The organism is Alcaligenes faecalis (assembly GCF_041521385.1).
Classification (GTDB): domain Bacteria; phylum Pseudomonadota; class Gammaproteobacteria; order Burkholderiales; family Burkholderiaceae_B; genus Alcaligenes; species Alcaligenes faecalis_E.
In genome coordinates, this window is the sequence record NZ_CP168006.1 from 1233153 (window position 1) to 1249567 (window position 16415).

13 protein-coding genes and 1 CRISPR repeat array are annotated in these 16415 nt (G+C 55.8%); of the genes, 7 read left to right on the forward strand and 6 right to left on the reverse strand.

Annotated elements, in window-relative coordinates:
* Positions 1 to 2: 2 nt before the first annotated feature.
* Positions 3 to 1121: a YncE family protein gene (locus tag ACDI13_RS05595; RefSeq protein ID WP_316990997.1), complete on the reverse strand. Its 1119-nt coding sequence runs from the start codon at positions 1119 to 1121 to the stop codon at positions 3 to 5.
* A 217-nt stretch (positions 1122 to 1338) separates the two neighbouring features.
* Between ACDI13_RS05595 and mutS the strand changes: the two genes are divergently transcribed.
* The 7 genes from mutS to bioD all read left to right on the forward strand — a co-directional run bounded on the left by mutS (position 1339) and on the right by bioD (position 12523).
* On the forward strand, positions 1339 to 3975 hold the full coding sequence (mutS, locus tag ACDI13_RS05600) for a DNA mismatch repair protein MutS (protein ID WP_316990996.1): 2637 nt from the start codon (positions 1339 to 1341) through the stop codon (positions 3973 to 3975).
* 349 nt (positions 3976 to 4324) lie between these two features.
* Entirely contained in the window at positions 4325 to 5515 is a 1191-nt protein-coding gene (locus ACDI13_RS05605; RefSeq protein ID WP_316990995.1) for a JmjC domain-containing protein, read from the forward strand.
* 466 nt (positions 5516 to 5981) lie between these two features.
* Complete coding sequence (locus ACDI13_RS05610; protein WP_316990994.1) at positions 5982 to 7226, forward strand: benzoate/H(+) symporter BenE family transporter; 1245 nt, start codon at positions 5982 to 5984, stop codon at positions 7224 to 7226.
* Between the two features lie 172 nt (positions 7227 to 7398).
* Positions 7399 to 7786: a CRISPR direct-repeat array (repeat unit 29 nt; unit sequence ATTTCTAAGCTGCCTATGCGGCAGCAAAC).
* A 341-nt stretch (positions 7787 to 8127) separates the two neighbouring features.
* On the forward strand, positions 8128 to 9324 hold the full coding sequence (locus ACDI13_RS05615; protein WP_316990993.1) for a cytochrome P450: 1197 nt from the start codon (positions 8128 to 8130) through the stop codon (positions 9322 to 9324).
* Positions 9321 to 10487 carry an 8-amino-7-oxononanoate synthase gene (locus ACDI13_RS05620; RefSeq protein ID WP_316990992.1) on the forward strand — a complete coding sequence of 389 codons (1167 nt, stop codon included), beginning with the start codon at positions 9321 to 9323 and terminating at the stop codon, positions 10485 to 10487. The genes ACDI13_RS05615 and ACDI13_RS05620 overlap by 4 nt, the downstream gene beginning before the upstream one ends.
* A gap of 6 nt (positions 10488 to 10493) precedes the next feature.
* A complete protein-coding gene (bioA, locus tag ACDI13_RS05625; protein WP_316990991.1) occupies positions 10494 to 11834 on the forward strand; it encodes an adenosylmethionine--8-amino-7-oxononanoate transaminase in 1341 nt (446 codons plus the stop codon).
* The gene (gene bioD / locus ACDI13_RS05630; RefSeq protein WP_316990990.1) at positions 11831 to 12523 is read left to right on the forward strand and encodes a dethiobiotin synthase; all 693 of its coding nucleotides are present in this window, start codon (positions 11831 to 11833) and stop codon (positions 12521 to 12523) included. Before bioA ends, bioD begins: the two co-directional genes overlap by 4 nt.
* Positions 12524 to 12539: 16 nt before the next feature.
* Here the strand turns inward: bioD and ACDI13_RS05635 are convergent, their stop codons facing one another.
* The 5 genes from ACDI13_RS05635 to ACDI13_RS05655 all read right to left on the reverse strand — a co-directional run bounded on the left by ACDI13_RS05635 (position 12540) and on the right by ACDI13_RS05655 (position 16405).
* A complete protein-coding gene (locus tag ACDI13_RS05635; protein ID WP_316990989.1) occupies positions 12540 to 12914 on the reverse strand; it encodes a DUF4880 domain-containing protein in 375 nt (124 codons plus the stop codon).
* Positions 12915 to 12924: 10 nt separating this feature from the next.
* Positions 12925 to 13245 carry a sigma factor-like helix-turn-helix DNA-binding protein gene (locus tag ACDI13_RS05640; protein WP_316990988.1) on the reverse strand — a complete coding sequence of 107 codons (321 nt, stop codon included), beginning with the start codon at positions 13243 to 13245 and terminating at the stop codon, positions 12925 to 12927.
* Positions 13246 to 13639: 394 nt separating this feature from the next.
* Complete coding sequence (gene bamC, locus ACDI13_RS05645; protein ID WP_316990987.1) at positions 13640 to 14773, reverse strand: outer membrane protein assembly factor BamC; 1134 nt, start codon at positions 14771 to 14773, stop codon at positions 13640 to 13642.
* Entirely contained in the window at positions 14770 to 15675 is a 906-nt protein-coding gene (gene dapA / locus ACDI13_RS05650; RefSeq protein ID WP_316990986.1) for a 4-hydroxy-tetrahydrodipicolinate synthase, read from the reverse strand. The genes bamC and dapA overlap by 4 nt, the downstream gene beginning before the upstream one ends.
* 79 nt (positions 15676 to 15754) lie before the next feature.
* Positions 15755 to 16405, reverse strand: coding sequence for a site-2 protease family protein (locus tag ACDI13_RS05655; protein ID WP_316990985.1), 651 nt, complete (start codon positions 16403 to 16405; stop codon positions 15755 to 15757).
* Positions 16406 to 16415 lie beyond the last annotated feature (10 nt).

The following is a 16415-nucleotide window of genomic DNA, read 5'->3' on the forward strand; positions in this document are numbered from 1 at the left end:
TATCAACCCTTGATGTTCTTCAGGTCAATACGCACCACGCTCTCACGCTTGCTGGCTTTGTACTGAGGGGTGAACGGTGCTTTAACAGTGACGTACAACTGACTGTCCGGGCCCAGCTCCAGGCTGTTGGGGTTTTCGGGCAAGTTGTACTGCGCCTTGACCGCATAGCTGGCGCCATCCAATACAGACACCTTGCCTTGCTCGCGGTGCGTCAAATACAGCTCGTCACGATCGGCGTTATACAGGATATCCATCGCATCGCCCACCGGCAGTTGCTGCAGCAATTTACCGTCGCGGGCATCCAGCACATACACAGTTTTCTGATCTTTGGTTTCCGTCACATACAGACGATTGCGGGCGGAATCCAGCGCGAAATTCAAGAGCAAGGCGGGTTTGACGCCAGCCGGTTTCCAGCGCTGTTCGATCTTGTTGGTCTGAGTATTCACCACCATCACCTCGCCATCGCCATCGCCATTGGCAGCATACAAACGATGCGAGGCCGAATCCACCAGCAAGCCGGTCACCCATTTGCCTGCGTTTTCAATGGTGTCAATCAGTTCCAGATTACGATCATCCAGTACCCAGATCACGGCAGGCGCACCGACGGCTCCCACATAGACACGACCTTGCTGAGGATCGTGACGAATCGTACGCGGCCCCATTTTGGTGTCATCAAAACTCCTATTGTTGAAATGGACGCGCTCTATGCCCCCGTCCTCCTTTAGCTCTACTTTGGAGACGGCAGCAGCCAGACTATTGGTAACGTACAGAGCGTCGCCCGAGGCGTTTCTTGTCAGGCCGAAGTTGCTCTCGTCGGTATATATCGTCCCCTTCACATCCAGGGTGATGGGGTCCAGCTTGTAGATCACACCACCACGAACCGAGGGTGCCCGCTCTGCCGAGGCGACATACAAGGAATTGTCAAAAGGGCTGTAAACCGTTTGATAAATCCCGTAGGCCAGATCCTTGCGCAAGGCTCCTTCTGCCGTAATCGAAGTCTTTTGTGCCAGCTCCGGCGTCAGAGGCAACGAGACCGCCTCGGCCGGCTGGGCGTAAGCAAGCGATCCTGCGCTCAGCAAAGCGGCAGACAAAACAGACAAAGCGAGACAACGTGTAAACATGGGAATATCCTGTTTTCTAAATAAAAGTGATTATCATTTTTATTATTACATTAAGCACTTCCATGCTCAAAACCGGGATATCCCTGCACCTTAAGGGGAAATACGCGAGACTAAATCAGCCACTTGCCTATCCCCCACGTGACTGCCCTCGCTACAATATCGACTCAGCCGCCTTCTGGGCGGCCTTGTTGTTGAATTCCCTGACCTGTACTGCGCTATGACCTCTGCTGCCGATCTGTCCGCCCACACGCCCATGATGCGTCAATACCTTCAGCTCAAAGCGGAGGCTGGCTCGCATCTGTTGTTCTATCGGATGGGGGATTTCTATGAGATGTTCTACGCCGATGCCGAGCGTGGCGCGCGCCTGCTGAACCTGACACTGACCAAGCGTGGTTCCTCCAATGGCGAGCCCATCCCGATGGCAGGGGTACCTTTTCATGCCATGGAAGGGTATCTGGCACGTTTGGTTGCCTTGGGCGAGTCCGTCGCCATCTGTGAACAAGTCGGTGACCCGGCTGCCAGCAAAGGCCCGGTCGAGCGCAAGATCATGCGCGTGGTCACCCCTGGCACACTGACCGACGATGCCTTGTTGCCTCCCAAGGCAGATCGCCTGATCGCCGCTTGCACACTCATCAAAGTACAACGTCAGGAAATGGTGGGACTGGCCTGGATGAACCTGGCCAGTGGTGAATTTCTGGTCAGCCAGTGCGAGCCAGACATGCTGGATACGGAACTGAACCGTATCGGCCCTGTAGAACTGGTCTACCCCGAATCGCTGCGCCCTGCCCCGGAACTGCCCCAAGCCAGTTGCCACACCTTGCCAGACTGGCACTTTGCACAAGACGGTTCGCGCGAAACCCTGCTGGACCATTTCGATCTGGACTCCTTGGCCAGCTTTGGTCTGGACGAGCTGCCTGCGGCGACAGCGGCGGCCGGAGCCTTGCTGCGCTATGTCGGCAGCACACAATCCCAATCCCTGGTTCACATCACCGCTATCCGGGTTCAGCACAGTTCGGACTTTCTGGTGCTGGATGCGGTCACGCGCAAGAATCTGGAAATTACCGAAACCATTAGCGGTGAAACCAGCCCAACCCTGTTCTCCACACTGGACCATTGCCAAACCCCCATGGGCAGCCGCTTGCTGCGCCGCTGGCTGCATCATCCCTTGCGTCTGAACCACGCCGTTCAGCAGCGTCAGGACGTGGTGTCCCTGTTCTTCCAGACCCAGCAAAGCGCCAGCCTGAATGCAGGTGATCCTTTGGGTGCGCTGCGTCATGCCCTGCGCCGTTTTCCAGACCTGGAGCGTATTGCCACGCGTATTTCCCTGCGCAGCGTGCGTCCCCGGGAGCTGGCCAGTTTGCGCGACGCACTGGCAACGCTACCCGAACTGCGTCAGGAATTGGAACAGAACTTTGCGCAGTCTGAACATTTGTATGGGCATTTGTTAAGTTTGGCTCTGGACCCGGAGCTAGCCTCTTTGCTGCAGGCAGCTATTGCCCCCGAGCCAGCCTTGCTAATCCGTGATGGGGGTGTCATTGCCGATGGCTACGATGCCGATCTGGACGAATTGCGCAGCTTGGCCAGCGACAGCGGCGATGTGCTGGTCAAGATCGAAGCCCGTGAGCGCGAACGTACCGGCATCGCCACCTTGCGCGTCGAATACAACCGTGTGCATGGTTTCTTTATTGAGGTCAGCCGTGGTCAGGCCGACAAAGTCCCCGACGACTACCGCCGCCGCCAGACACTGAAAAACGCCGAACGCTTCATCACACCTGAACTAAAAGAATGGGAAGACAAAGTCCTGTCCGCGAAGGACCGCAGTCTGAGCCGCGAAAAGTTCCTGTTCGATGAATTGCTGGACAAGCTACAAAGCTATGCAGGCCCCTTGGCCTTGTGCTCCAGCGCCCTGGCGGAACTGGATACCCTGTCTTCCCTGGCGCTGCATGCGTTGGACAATAACTGGGTCGCCCCGGAACTAAGCGAACAGGCCGGCATCTGGATTGAAGCGGGTCGTCATCCCGTGGTGGAACACAGTATCGAGCGATTCACACCCAACCATTGTGAGATGCACGCACAACGCCGCATGTTGCTGATTACCGGCCCGAATATGGGTGGTAAGTCCACCTATATGCGCCAGGTTGCCTTGATTGCCTTATTGGCCCGCATCGGTAGCTTTGTACCGGCCAGCACGGCCCGTATTGGTCAGATCGATCGCATCTTTACCCGTATCGGTGCGGCTGATGACCTGGCCGGTGGCCGCTCCACCTTCATGATGGAAATGACTGAAGCAGCAGCGATTCTGGCTGGCGCCACCCCCTACAGTCTCGTGCTGATGGATGAAATTGGCCGCGGCACCTCCACCTATGATGGTCTGGCCCTGGCCTGGTCCATCGCGCATCGCCTGCTCAGCCACAATCAGGCATTGACCCTGTTTGCCACGCACTACTTTGAAATCACGCGTCTGCCTAACGAGCTAGCTGCCGCTGCGAACGTACACCTGGCCGCCGCAGAATCGGCTTCGGGCATTGTATTCCTGCACGAAGTTCAGGAAGGTCCGGCCAGTCGCAGTTACGGGATTCAGGTTGCACAGCGTGCCGGCATCCCCTCTGCGGTGATTCGTCAGGCCAGCCGTGAGCTCAGCCGCCTGGAAGCACAGAATGATCCTAGTGCCCAACTGGATCTATTCAATGCAGGTAGCGCCCCCGAAGCCACGGTGGCGGAACCTGATCCAACCACAGAACAGGCACTGGAACTGCTGGATCAGTTCAAACAACTGGATGTAGATGACATGAGCGCACGCGATGCCCTGGATCTGCTGTATCGCTGGAAAAAAGAGATGAAACCCGCTGACTAAAACAAAGGGAGCCGTTATGGCTCCCTCAGGCAGCTCTTTCAGTGTGGTCTCTGGATGCCGATCTCACAACCTTTGCTTGCTCTGTGCCATTGACGCCAAAGGCCCAAAGGCTTCGGGGAACCTCTATCCAGTCTGCACGCTGGACTCCAGGAAAAACCGTGACCATCGAAGCATCGGATTTCCAGATTGACTAAGTGCCAATCATCACCCATCCATTCTGCCCGAATACAGCCAAACTATTTTTCCGCTTTCTTTGCGCTTCATCCGCCTTAGGCACAAACAGCACAGCAGCCGAGGCAAGCCGGATCAGTTAAGCTACGGGCTAATTTAATTCTTGTTCGGGCAGTCCATGACTATCGACCAGCCATTGACCCTTTTGGGTGGCATCAGCGCGCATGAATTCATGCAAACCTACTGGCAACGCAAACCGTTATTGATACGCGGCGCCATCCCTAATTTCCAGCACTCGCTAAGCATAGACAATATCCGTGAGCTGGTAACGCGTGAAGAGGTCGAGTCGCGCCTGATCATGCATGATGGCGAAGACTGGGAAATGGAAACCGGGCCTTTTGACGAACTGCCGCCCGCCTCGCAGCCCAACTGGACCGCCCTGGCACAAAGCGTGGATCTGCACGACGACAACACCGCTGCCCTGATGCGTCAGTTCCGCTTCATTGGCGATGCCCGTCTGGATGACGCCATGATCAGTATTGCCTCTGACGGCGGTGGCGTAGGCCCACACTTTGACAGCTACGATGTGTTCCTGCTGCAAGCCCACGGCAAGCGCCATTGGCGTATCAGCCAGCAAAAAGACTTAAGCCTGGTGCCCGACCTGCCCTTGAAGATTTTGCGCAATTTTCAGGTCGAAGAAGAGTTCACCCTGGAACCCGGCGATATGCTGTATCTGCCCCCGCACGTGGCGCATGACGGGATTGCGATTGGCGACTGCATGACAATTTCCATCGGCTTTCGCTCGCCTACCCAGGCAACGCTAGCTCGTGGTTTGATGGACGCCGCCTCGGATCAACTGGCCGCTGCCAGTGGTGAAGGCTTTGGCCTGTATGCCGACCCGCCCATGTCCATGCCCGAAACCATGCAGCAACGCTACACTGACCCAGACGCACAGGCCAGCACCACGCCTGCCGCCTTGCCGGAAAACCTGATTCAAAAGTCGCTGGATGCCTTGAACGCCATTCGTTTTGACGAAGCACTGGCCTCACGTTTTCTGGGCGTCTGGCTGACCGAATTGCCCAGCAATAGCTGGTTCGACATCGCCGAAGACCCGGTGGATCTGCACGACCCCGAGCTGCCTGAGGGCCGCTTGGTTTTGGATCGCTGTTCGCGCATGATGTACCGCGACAATGAACTGTACATCAACGGCGAGGTCGCCCCCTGCCCGGCCAGCCCGGCGCTGAAACAATTGGCTGACCAGCGTGAACTCTTAATTCCCGGCGAGCATTTTGAAGCCCTGGATGAAGATGAACGCGAAATGCTGAATGCCTGGCTGGATGACGGCTGGCTGCAATTCAAGGAAAACTGAGCACCGAGCCACTAGCTCTGGCGAGTTCAGCAAAAAAGCGGGGCAGCTTGCAGGCTACCTCGCTTTTTTATCTCTAGCCCCAAAAGAATCGAAAGCCCGATATAGTTGCTGATTGCGGTTGCGGTTGCGGTTGCGGTTGCGGTTGCGGTTGCAGTTGCGGTTGCGGTTGCGGTTGCCACAGTATTATTCACGCCATCCAGCAAGAAAAAGCACTATCATGAAAAACGCAATTCACAAGATGAGCAACTCGTCATAAAGCCACCATTAGTGACTTTGCAGCCCAGCTTCAATCCAGCTCGGGTCACACTCAACAATCCTGTAGCCACCCCACTCCATATAGTCAGGCACCTACCTAATTCAAAAGTGGTCTGACCTATTCCCGGAAAGCGTCCTGCCAGACCAGTCCATTTAATCGCTATAAATAGTGCTTGTTTGTCATCTCTCCTTTTGGAAAGCGCAGAGCACTATGTCTACCTCCCGATCGTCCTCATCCTATTTAGTCAGCGACCTGATCCCGCCTATCGTGGCCGGTCTGATCTCGGTCATCGTTAATTACGGCGGCACCTTCATTCTGGTTTTCCAGGCCGCCAAAGTCGCTGGCCTGAGCCCTGAGCTGACCGCCTCCTGGGTCTGGTCGATCTCCATTGGTGTAGGTGTTACGGGCCTGCTCTTGAGCTGGGTCTCGCGCGAGCCCATCATCACCGCCTGGTCTACTCCAGCAGCCGCATTTCTGGTGACTGCTCTGGCCAGTACCCCCTACGAGGAAGCCGTCGGCGCCTACCTGATTTCGGCAGCAGCCTTTGTGGTCCTGGGCCTATCCTCCTACTTCGAGCGCCTGATCCGCCTGATTCCAAACGGCATCGCCGCCGGTCTGCTGGCCGGGATTCTGCTGCAATTTGGCATTGGGGCATTTGGCAGCATGACGCTAGACCCGAAGCTGGCCGGCTTGCTGATTCTGGCCTACCTGATCATCAAACGCTTTTCCGCACGCTACGCCGTGGTGGGCATACTGATCCTGGGCCTGAGCTTTTTGCTGCTGGAGCATCGCGTCGACCTCAGCGGTCTGAAACTGGAACTGGCCGCGCCAGTGTTCACCATGCCGGTGTTTACGCTCAATGCCCTGCTGAGCGTGGCCTTGCCCTTGTTTCTGATCACGCTGACTGGCCAATACATGCCCGGTATGCTGGTCCTGCGTAACGACGGTTTTCGTACCAGCGCCAACCCGATTGTGTGGGTGACCGGCCTGGGTTCGCTGATCATGGCTCCTTTTGGCTCCCACGCCATGAATGTAGCGGCCATTACTGCAGCCATCTGCACCGGGCCAGAAGCGCACCAGGATCCCTCCAAACGCTGGGTTGCCGGGATTGCCGCTGGTGTGTTCTACATTCTTGTCGGTGTTTTTGGCCTGACGCTGGCCGCCGTGTTCATGGCCTTCCCCGCAACGTTCATCACCACCCTAGCGGGCTTGGCGCTGCTGGGCACCATAGGCGGCAGCCTGGCAGGGGCCATGGCCGATATCAAATCACGTGAAGCAGCCTTGATTACATTCCTGGCCTCGGCTGCCAATATCACGCTATTCGGGATTGGCGGGGCCTTCTGGGGACTGGTGATCGGTCTGCTGGCGTACTGTATTTTGAATGGGAAGTTGCCGCAGCGTAAAACCGAACAACTGAGTAATGATGGACTACCGGCAGCATCTGATGCTCGGTAACTAGTTGGAAGAAATAGCAGACTAGGGCGGTAGTCCTAGTCTGCTATTGCTGCAGGGCCGCTACCAGAACTGGCCTTGTCACTGGATAGGCGACGGCCTACGACAAAAAGCTAGCTAAGCAGCTGAAACTTCCTCTATTTCAGCGGCCATATAGCAGCAGCCTGTGGCCTCCATTCTTGAACTGCCTATGCGGCAGCAAACGTAGTCGCAGGCCCGCAGCTCCTTGTATTCCATTTCTAAGCTGCCTATGCGGCAGCAAACGAGCCTTACTTCGTCACCACCTCTGACGGTAATTTCTAAGCTGCCTATGCGGCAGCAAACTTGCGGAGGTCACATGGGAAGTTGTGCGACCATTTCTAAGCTGCCTATGCGGCAGCAAACGGGTAAAGCGTTAAATGGCGAATCTGCGGAAATTTCTAAGCTGCCTATGCGGCAGCAAACCGGGATACCCAGGCCGCAAAGATCAACGAACATTTCTAAGCTGCCTATGCGGCAGCAAACTTCGCAGGCGGTGGTGGCGCATCCACCGGGCTTTCTAAGCTGCCTATGCGGCAGCAAACTAGAGCGTTTATCCCTGAGCGCCAAACAGACTCTATCTTATGGCTCTTTTTGCCTCCCAAACCCTTTTTTTTGACAACTTTATAAGCATCTGATTTTAAATGAAATTTCAAAACCATAGAAAAAAGGGTTCTACAAGGAAAGCTCAATCGCTTCAAATCCACTGATCAATTTTATTGTAAAAAATAGTCACACAAATTAGCCTAACAGCCTCCATAAACCTCAAACCACTTTCTAATCCCACCAAAACACCCTGAAAGAATTAATAGACACAATCTCCTGACTGCCTCTTTCCGGCTCAAGTGCTAGCCTGCGCTGGCTTTGGTTTTCAGGAAACGGTGTCATGTTTGGCGATTTCAAGCTTGCGTCTCCCTACCCGACTTATGCCTGCCTTCGCCAGGGGTCGCCTTTGGTGTGGGATGCGGATTTCTGCGGTGGGGCTTGGCTGGTTCATAGGCATAGCGATGTACAAGCCGCCCTGCGTGATCCTGATTTAAGTGTGCGGCGTGTCGGCGGGTGGGTAGCTCAGGCGGGCGCTGCCCCCTCCCCGCGTCTGCAAACCTTCAAGGGCTTGATGGCCCGGACACTGGTTTTTCTGGATCGCCCCCGTCACACACGCGTCCGGCGGGTGGTGAATGCAGCTTTCAGCGCCAAGGCATTGGAATCCTTGCACGACACGATCAAGAGTCGTGCTGCGCAAATCCATCTTGGTTTGAAAGACAAACTGCGGCACGGCTCTGCGGATCTGGTTGATGAGGTCTGTCGCCCGCTCCCCGCCTTGGTCATGATGGATGTACTCGGTTTGCAGCAGCTACCCTTATCGGTTTTTCAGGCCTGGTCAGAGCAACTGGCACGTTTCATTGGCCTAGCGACACCGGATCTACCTTTGTTGATGGATACGCAGGACGCTTTGCTGGAGATGGCCGACTTTCTGGGTAACACCATCAATCTGCAAGAAGGTGGGCTGGCCTGGCGACTGTTGCATGACGAGCAGCTCTCTCTGCACGGCAGGCGCGAGCGTTTGGCGCAGTCCTGTATGTTGCTTTTTGCGGGCTATGAAACCTCCCGGCATCTGCTCAGTTCACTGTTTCAGACTCTGCTAAGCGACTCCACAAAGCGGCAGGAACTGCTATCGAATCCACAAAAAATTCCCGCCGCGATCAGGGAGGTTCTGCGTCACGACAGCCCGATTCAATACACGGCCAGACGTTTGATGCAGGACCAACACTGGCACGGCCAGCATTTACGCAAAGGACAACTCTTGCTATTGCTATTGGGCGCTGCCAACCGGGATCCGGAGGTGTTTGCCCATCCCGACGAGCTGGACTTCAGCCGCGACAATCAGGCCGAGCTCTCCATGGGCTATGGAATTCATCATTGTCTGGGAGCCGGTTTGGTGCAGTTGGAGGCAAAACTGGTACTTGAGCAGTTTCTGCCTTTGCTACCTCGCCTGCAATTGGCTCAAGGAGAGCGCATTCAACTCCCTGCCTATCGGGGCTGGAACCGCTTGCTGGTTCAATACCGGGCTGCTCAATCATGAGTGCTTTTCTCACTCATCTGGATCAGCAATTGGAGGCCTTGAAGACCAAGAAGCTGTGGCGACAAAGAGCCATCAGCCGTCCCTTGCCGAACGCGCATATCGAGCGCAATGCTCAGGTCGTGCTGAACTTCGCCGGCAATGACTATCTGGGCCTTAGTCAGCATCCACAACTCAAACTGCTGGCAGCACAAGATGTAGCCGGAGCCACGGCCTCCCCACTCATTTGTGGGCATCATGCGCTGGCTCAGGCACTGGAGCAGGATCTGGCAGACTGGAGTGGCTTCGAGGCCAGCCGTCTTTTTGTCAGCGGCTACCAAGCCAGCTTGGGTGTCATTCCCGCGCTGGTCGGCACGGGCGACACCATCTTCTGTGACAGGCTGAACCACGCCAGCCTGATTGATGCCAGCCGTCTATCCGGTGCTCGTTTACGTGTGTATCCCCATAGGGATATGGCACGGCTGGATAATCTACTCGGCAGACCAACGCCGGGCTTCAAGCTGGTGATCTCGGACAGCCTGTTCAGCATGGACGGGACAATAGCCCCGGTCGATGAACTGATCACCTTATGCGAACGCCACGATGCCTTGTTGTATCTGGACGATGCACATGGCTTGGGCATTTTGGGCGAAAACGGGCGCGGTGCGCCTGAGCTTTTCCAGCTCACGGCCACACAACGTCGGCGTCTGATTTATCTGGGGACTTTTGGCAAGGCAGCCGGGCAAGGCGGCGCTTTTATTGCCTGCTCCCATAACTTGGCCGACTGGTTCACGCAATCCGCCCGCAGCTATGTGTACAGCACCGGCTTGGCACCGGCACATTGCGCTTCCTTGCTGGCTTGCCTACGGCTGATCAAACAAGCTCAGCCCCAGCGGGCCTTGTTGAAAGAACACATCCAAACGCTGCAAACCTTGAGCCAGGACCTGCCCTGGCGTCTGGCGCCGTCCGACACACCCGTGCAAAGCCTGCTGATGGGCGAGGTGGAACCTGCTTTGCAGCTATCCGAAACGCTTCTTCAAAAAGGTATTTGGGCACCGGCCATACGCCCGCCCACCGTTCCCCGCCATCAAGCCCGATTACGCATTTCCCTGTCTGCCGCCCACCGGCATCAGGATATTGAAAAACTGGTCCAGGCACTACAGGAAGCCGCCCACTCTTTACGGTGATTTGCCATGAACTCAAACTCTCTCCCTCCTTTGGCCCAACGCAGCTTGCAAGCGGTCTGGCATCCCTGCACTCAGATGCAGCATCACGATCAAGGCGTACCGCTACTGGCGATCAAGCGCGCCCAGGGCGCCTGGCTGTATGATGCCAACGGCAACGCCTACCTGGACGCCATCAGCTCCTGGTGGGTGAATCTGTTTGGACATAGCCACCCGCATCTGGTGCAGGCAATTAGCGATCAGGTCCAGCAACTGGATCACATCATGCTCTGCGGCCTGACCCATGAGCCGGTTGTGCAGCTTTCCGAACGATTGGCCACCTTGAGCAGCCATCGCTTAGGCCATGCTTTTTATGCCAGCGACGGCGCTTCTGCAGTGGAAATTGCCTTGAAACTGAGCGTGCACTACTGGCGCAACCAGGGCCAGGAGCACAAGCACCGTTTTGTAGGCATTGCACAGGGATACCACGGCGAAACGCTGGGTGCTCTGGCCGTAACCGATGTGCCCTTGTTCCGGGAAAGCTACGGCTCGCAACTGGGCCAGCAATACACCGCAGCCAGCCCCGATCTGCGCCAGGCCCATAGCCCGGACGAACACCACCAGGTCACCACAAACGCACTGCAGTCGTTGAAACAGATTCTGGAGAGCCATCAGGACATTGCCGCCGTGATTCTGGAGCCGCTGGTGCAATGTGCGGCTGGCATGAACATGCATTCACCCGACTATCTGCGCGGTGTGCGTGAGCTATGCGACCGCTATCACGTACATTTGATTTTGGACGAGATTGCCGTGGGTTGCGGGCGTACCGGCACCTTCTTTGCCTGCGAGCAGGCAGGTATCTGGCCTGATCTGCTGTGCCTGTCCAAGGGAATTACCGGCGGCACGCTGCCTTTGTCCGTGGTGCTCTCCAGCCCCACGATTTTTCAAGGGTTTTATGATCAAGACTTGCGCCGGGGCTTTCTGCACTCTCATTCGTACACCGGCAATCCCCTGGCCTGCCGCGCCGCGCTGGCTACTCTGGACTTGTTTGAGCAATACCCTGTCTACGAGCTGCAAAAAACGCTGGGGCAAGCACTGGATGACGGCCTGCAAAAACTGAATCGACAGTATCCCAGGATGCAGCATCTGCGCCGCTGCGGGGTGATCTGGGCCTTTGACCTGGACACGGGCCCGGCTCGCTACGATCACCAGGGTTTTGCACGACGCTTTTACCGCTCAGCCCTGCAACAAGGGCTGATGCTGCGCCCTATCGGCAATACCGTGTACCTGATGCCCGGCTATCTATGGGGCACACAAGAAGTGGAGCATTGCCTGAATGGCCTGGGTCGTCTGCTGAAGGAATACGCATGAGGGCCTGCTTTGTGACGGGCACCGATACGGAGATTGGCAAAACGCTGGTCAGCTCGGCTTTGCTCCACTTACTAAGCCAAAGCGGTGCACGCACGCTGGGCATCAAGCCTATTGCGTCGGGGGCCGAGGAAATAGAAGGCCGTCTGCATAACGAAGACGTAGACGCGCTGGCCCGGCACTCCAGCCTGAAACCTGATCCGGAAACACTGACACCGTACTTGTTTAAGCCCGCTGCGGCACCCCACATTCTGGCTGAGCAAACAGGAGTCGAATTAGACCCGGCTCTGATCCAAAAAACGGTTCATGCAGCGGCAATACAAGCCGACTATGTAATCGTTGAAGGAGTGGGAGGCTTCATGCTGCCCCTGGGACAAGGGCACACGGGGGTAGATTTGGCACAGGCGTTGCAGCTACCTGTAGTCTTGGTGGTTGGTTTACGTTTGGGGGCCTTGAATCATGCCTTGCTGACCGTTCAAGCCATACGCGCCAGTGGCTTGAGCTTTCTGGGCTGGGTCGCCAACCACATAGTCCCGGAGATGAATTATGCCAAGGAGAATCTGCAAACGCTGCATGACTATCTGCCGGGCCCTTGCCTGGGTGTCATTCCAAGACTGGAAGCCACAACGCTGGATGAGCGTATCCAGCAAGCTGCGCAATACCTACGTTCACCTTGGGGAGATAAGACCTAGACACTTTGTACAAGGCTTATAGAAAATAGCTACCGATACTGCCCAAAAACGCCACACCTAGCAGCAAACATACCGCCCCACCCAAAGCAAAACGCAAGGCAGGGTTGGCAGACCACATGTCCACGCAACTATTTAGCACGCGGCGACACCATACTCTCTGCCCTGCCGCACTGGCGGCTTGCTGGGAGCTCGCACGCAAACGGCTCAAATGCTCCTGGCTGATTCCATCCATGGCTTCCCACTCCAGCTTCCAACGCAGGAAAGCGGCCTGATGCTGAGGGTCAATGGACAGCCAGGCGCGGAATGCCGCCTGGCTACGGGCGTCGCCTTGGTGTTTGGGGTCATGCTGTTTGAGCAGCCAGTTCAAGGCCTGCTCATCGATGTGCTGCATGTGTTCGTCCTTAGACATACGAACCAGCCGGACGCGGCACAGCCCCGTCCATCCGATCGACTGGTGCCGGGTTGTGGCGGCACGCCAGCATGGCCATACGGATATAGTGCTCAACAACCCGAGGGCTGGTGCCCATACGAGTCGCGATTTCTTTGTAGTTCAGGCCCTCAAAGCGGTGCAGCACAAAGGCTTCGCGGCGGCGACGAGGCAAGGCCTCGATCATGGCCAGCACACGAGCACCCGGCTCTGAAGGAGCATGAGCAGAGGCTTGTGAGCCACGCAGCATGCGCAGGCAAAAACTTAAACCGTTACGATAAAACGATTTCAGCATGGGCCACTCCTTAAACACAGCAAATGATAATAGTTCCTATTATCTTTACTGTTTTAGAGAAAGTCCAGCCCTGCTCGATAAAGATTCACTCGGCTCACAAAATAAAAAGTGGCCCCTTTCAAGCAGCCCACACAAGAACAGCCCTCCCCTTTCAGGACAAATCCCACCAGTTGCCTCTCCTTCGCCCAAAGGAAAAAAGTGTCAACCGAACCCAGGACAGACTAACAGCCAGGCGGCAACCACACTGGCTGCGTTTGACGCTTGATGCCAATTGACATGCCTTTTTAGACTTGAAACCGTATCAAACCCATTCAGGGCAGATCAAGGGCATAAAAAAAACCCTGGCATGAAACCAGGGTTTTTTCCAGACGGCCCGCAGGCCAGCTTATAACAATCAGTTGCCGGGGCGCAGATTGGTGGAAAGCACATTGATAATGCGCTTGGCTGTCGCCGTCGTCTGTTCCTGACCTTGCTGATCCAGCACCGTGACACGAGTACCTGCACCTTGGGCACTGAGCTTGATGCGGAATGGTGTGGCTTCGGCGGTGTTGCGACTGCCAAAGATGCGGCCAATGATGTTTTGCTGTTCGATCTTCTCGCCCGTATCCGAATCCAGATAGCGGATAAAGAACTCACCCGTGGAACGATCACGATCCTCCACCGAGAAACCAGCGGAGTCGATGGCCACGCCAACACGACGCCATGCACGATCAAAGGACTCGTTGAGCGTCAGTTCGGCCTGATCGCCCTTGTCTGAGGTCTGGACTTGAACGCCAGCAGGATCTTTGGTGGCATTGGCCACTTGTTCACGTGCGGTTTCAATATCCGAGCCCAGGAAGACCATCATGCGAGCCAGCATGGCGGCATTCAGACCGGGATCTTCTTTGGCGAACACCCACTTAAAGGCGGTACCGTCTGCCGTGGGTGTTTCTTCCATATGCTGGTGAGACACATAGATTTCTGTCTTGTTGCCGACGCGCTCAAAGCGGGTACGGAAGCGGTCTCGTTCACCACTGTCAAAGACCTGGTCAATGATGGAACCCAAGGCACTGCGAATCCAGCTTTCTGGAATCTTGGCACGGTTTTCAGCCCAATCGGTCTGGATCAAACCAGCGCGAGGATCTTGAGACTGAATGGTAAAACCATGATCACCCCAGAATTCGATAATACGAGGGAACAGGTCTTCCACGGGCCGATCGACCACCAGCCAACGCAGATCGCCGTCACGCATCACTTTGATGACGTCGGACTGAGGCAGAATATCATCCGCCCCGCCTTTGAGCTGCTGCGCACTCTGACCTTGCGAGTAGACCGAATAAGACGTGGCCCCTTCTGGCGCACGGTAATGTGCGTCGCGGTTAGCCTGAGTCAGATCCGGCGGAATGCTCAAGGGATCGCCTGCAACCGTACTCTTGTAATTCACCGACTCGCCCTGGCCCATAATCTGGTCCATTGTCGAGCAGCCCGACAGTACCAACAGGCTCAAAGACAGCCCGATCAGGCTTTTATTAACTGGCTTAGCAATCATGGAAGAAGATCCGCAAGTTTCAAGGATTGACGCAGCAATTCGTGATGCTGTGTACTTAACGGCGTCAATGGTAAACGATATCCCAGTTGAGTAAGGCCCATTTCTGCAACGGCCCATTTCACGGGAATGGGGTTAGCCTCAATAAACAGGTTTTTATTCAAACCTGCCAGATAGGCGTTCAAACGGCGTACCGTCGGTACGTCCATATCCAGGGCAGCCTGACACAACTGGCTCATCAGGCGTGGGGCCACGTTGGCCGTCACAGAAATATTACCTTTGGCGCCCAATAAGATATACGCAGCAGCGGTAGGATCATCACCGCTGACCACAATAAAGTCTTCCGGTACATCACGCAGCAACAGGCCACCACGAGCCAAGTCGCCCGTTGCGTCCTTGATACCGATAATGTTGGGGATTTGAGCCAGACGCAGAACGGTATCGTTCTGCAAGTCGGCTACCGTGCGACCAGGCACGTTGTACAGAAACTGGGGCAGGCTGACCGCTTCGGCAATCGCGCGAAAATGCTGGTACATGCCTTCCTGGGTGGGACGGTTGTAGTAAGGCACCACCGACAAACCAGCGTCTGCACCCACTTCCTGGGCGTGGCGCGACAGCTCAATGGCCTCACGGGTGGAGTTACCGCCTACACCAGCGATCACAGGAACACGACCGGCAGCGTGCTCCACGGCAACCTTGATCAGTTCAGCGTGTTCATCCACCGACACCGTAGGCGATTCGCCCGAGGTTCCAACAACCACCAGCACACGTGTTCCTTCCTGAATGTGCCAGTCGATCAACTTTCGGTAAGCGGCAAAATCCAGACCCCCATTGGGATCCATGGGTGTAACAAGGGCCACCATACTGCCCTGAAAATTGGAAATAGCAGAGTCCGAACTTGCCATGATGAGATGAATCTCCGGGTTTAAGGCCCTATAGCCCAAAAAAAATATGACTCACAAGTTTAACGGATAAGCCGTTAAATCATAAGAACCATTTCAATATGCCTTCGCCCAGTGCAATCAAAGGACTCATCAGTGTCCAGAGCACACCGGTAAACATCAGCAAGATCAGAATGATCATGCCGTAAGGCTCGATACGAGAATAATGATAGGCCCAACGGTTAGGCAATAGACTAAATACAATGCGCCCACCGTCCAAAGGCGGCAAAGGCAGCAGATTCAGTGCCATCAAAACCAGGTTGACCTGCACACCGGCCACCGCCATGCCCATCCAGAAGCGGCTGTCACCCTGACCGATCTTGACCATCAAATGGGCATACAGAACCCACAAAATAGCCATCATCATATTGGAGGCCGGGCCGGCCAAGGCAACCCAGAGCATGTCCCGTTTGGGATTGCGCAAACGCCCCCAATCCACAGGGACGGGTTTGGCCCAGCCAAACAGAATACCGCCCATGCCCATCATGGCGCTGGAGAGCAAAAGAACCGCAGGCACCACAATGGTCCCGATAGGGTCAATGTGACGCAGTGGGTTCAGGCTGATGCGACCGGCCTGCATGGCCGTAGGGTCGCCAAACATACGCGCAACATAGCCATGAGCGGCTTCATGCAGCGTGATGCCGAAAATGACAGGCAAAGCATAGACCGTCAAGGTCTGTATAAAAGAGTCCATGGTGATCCTT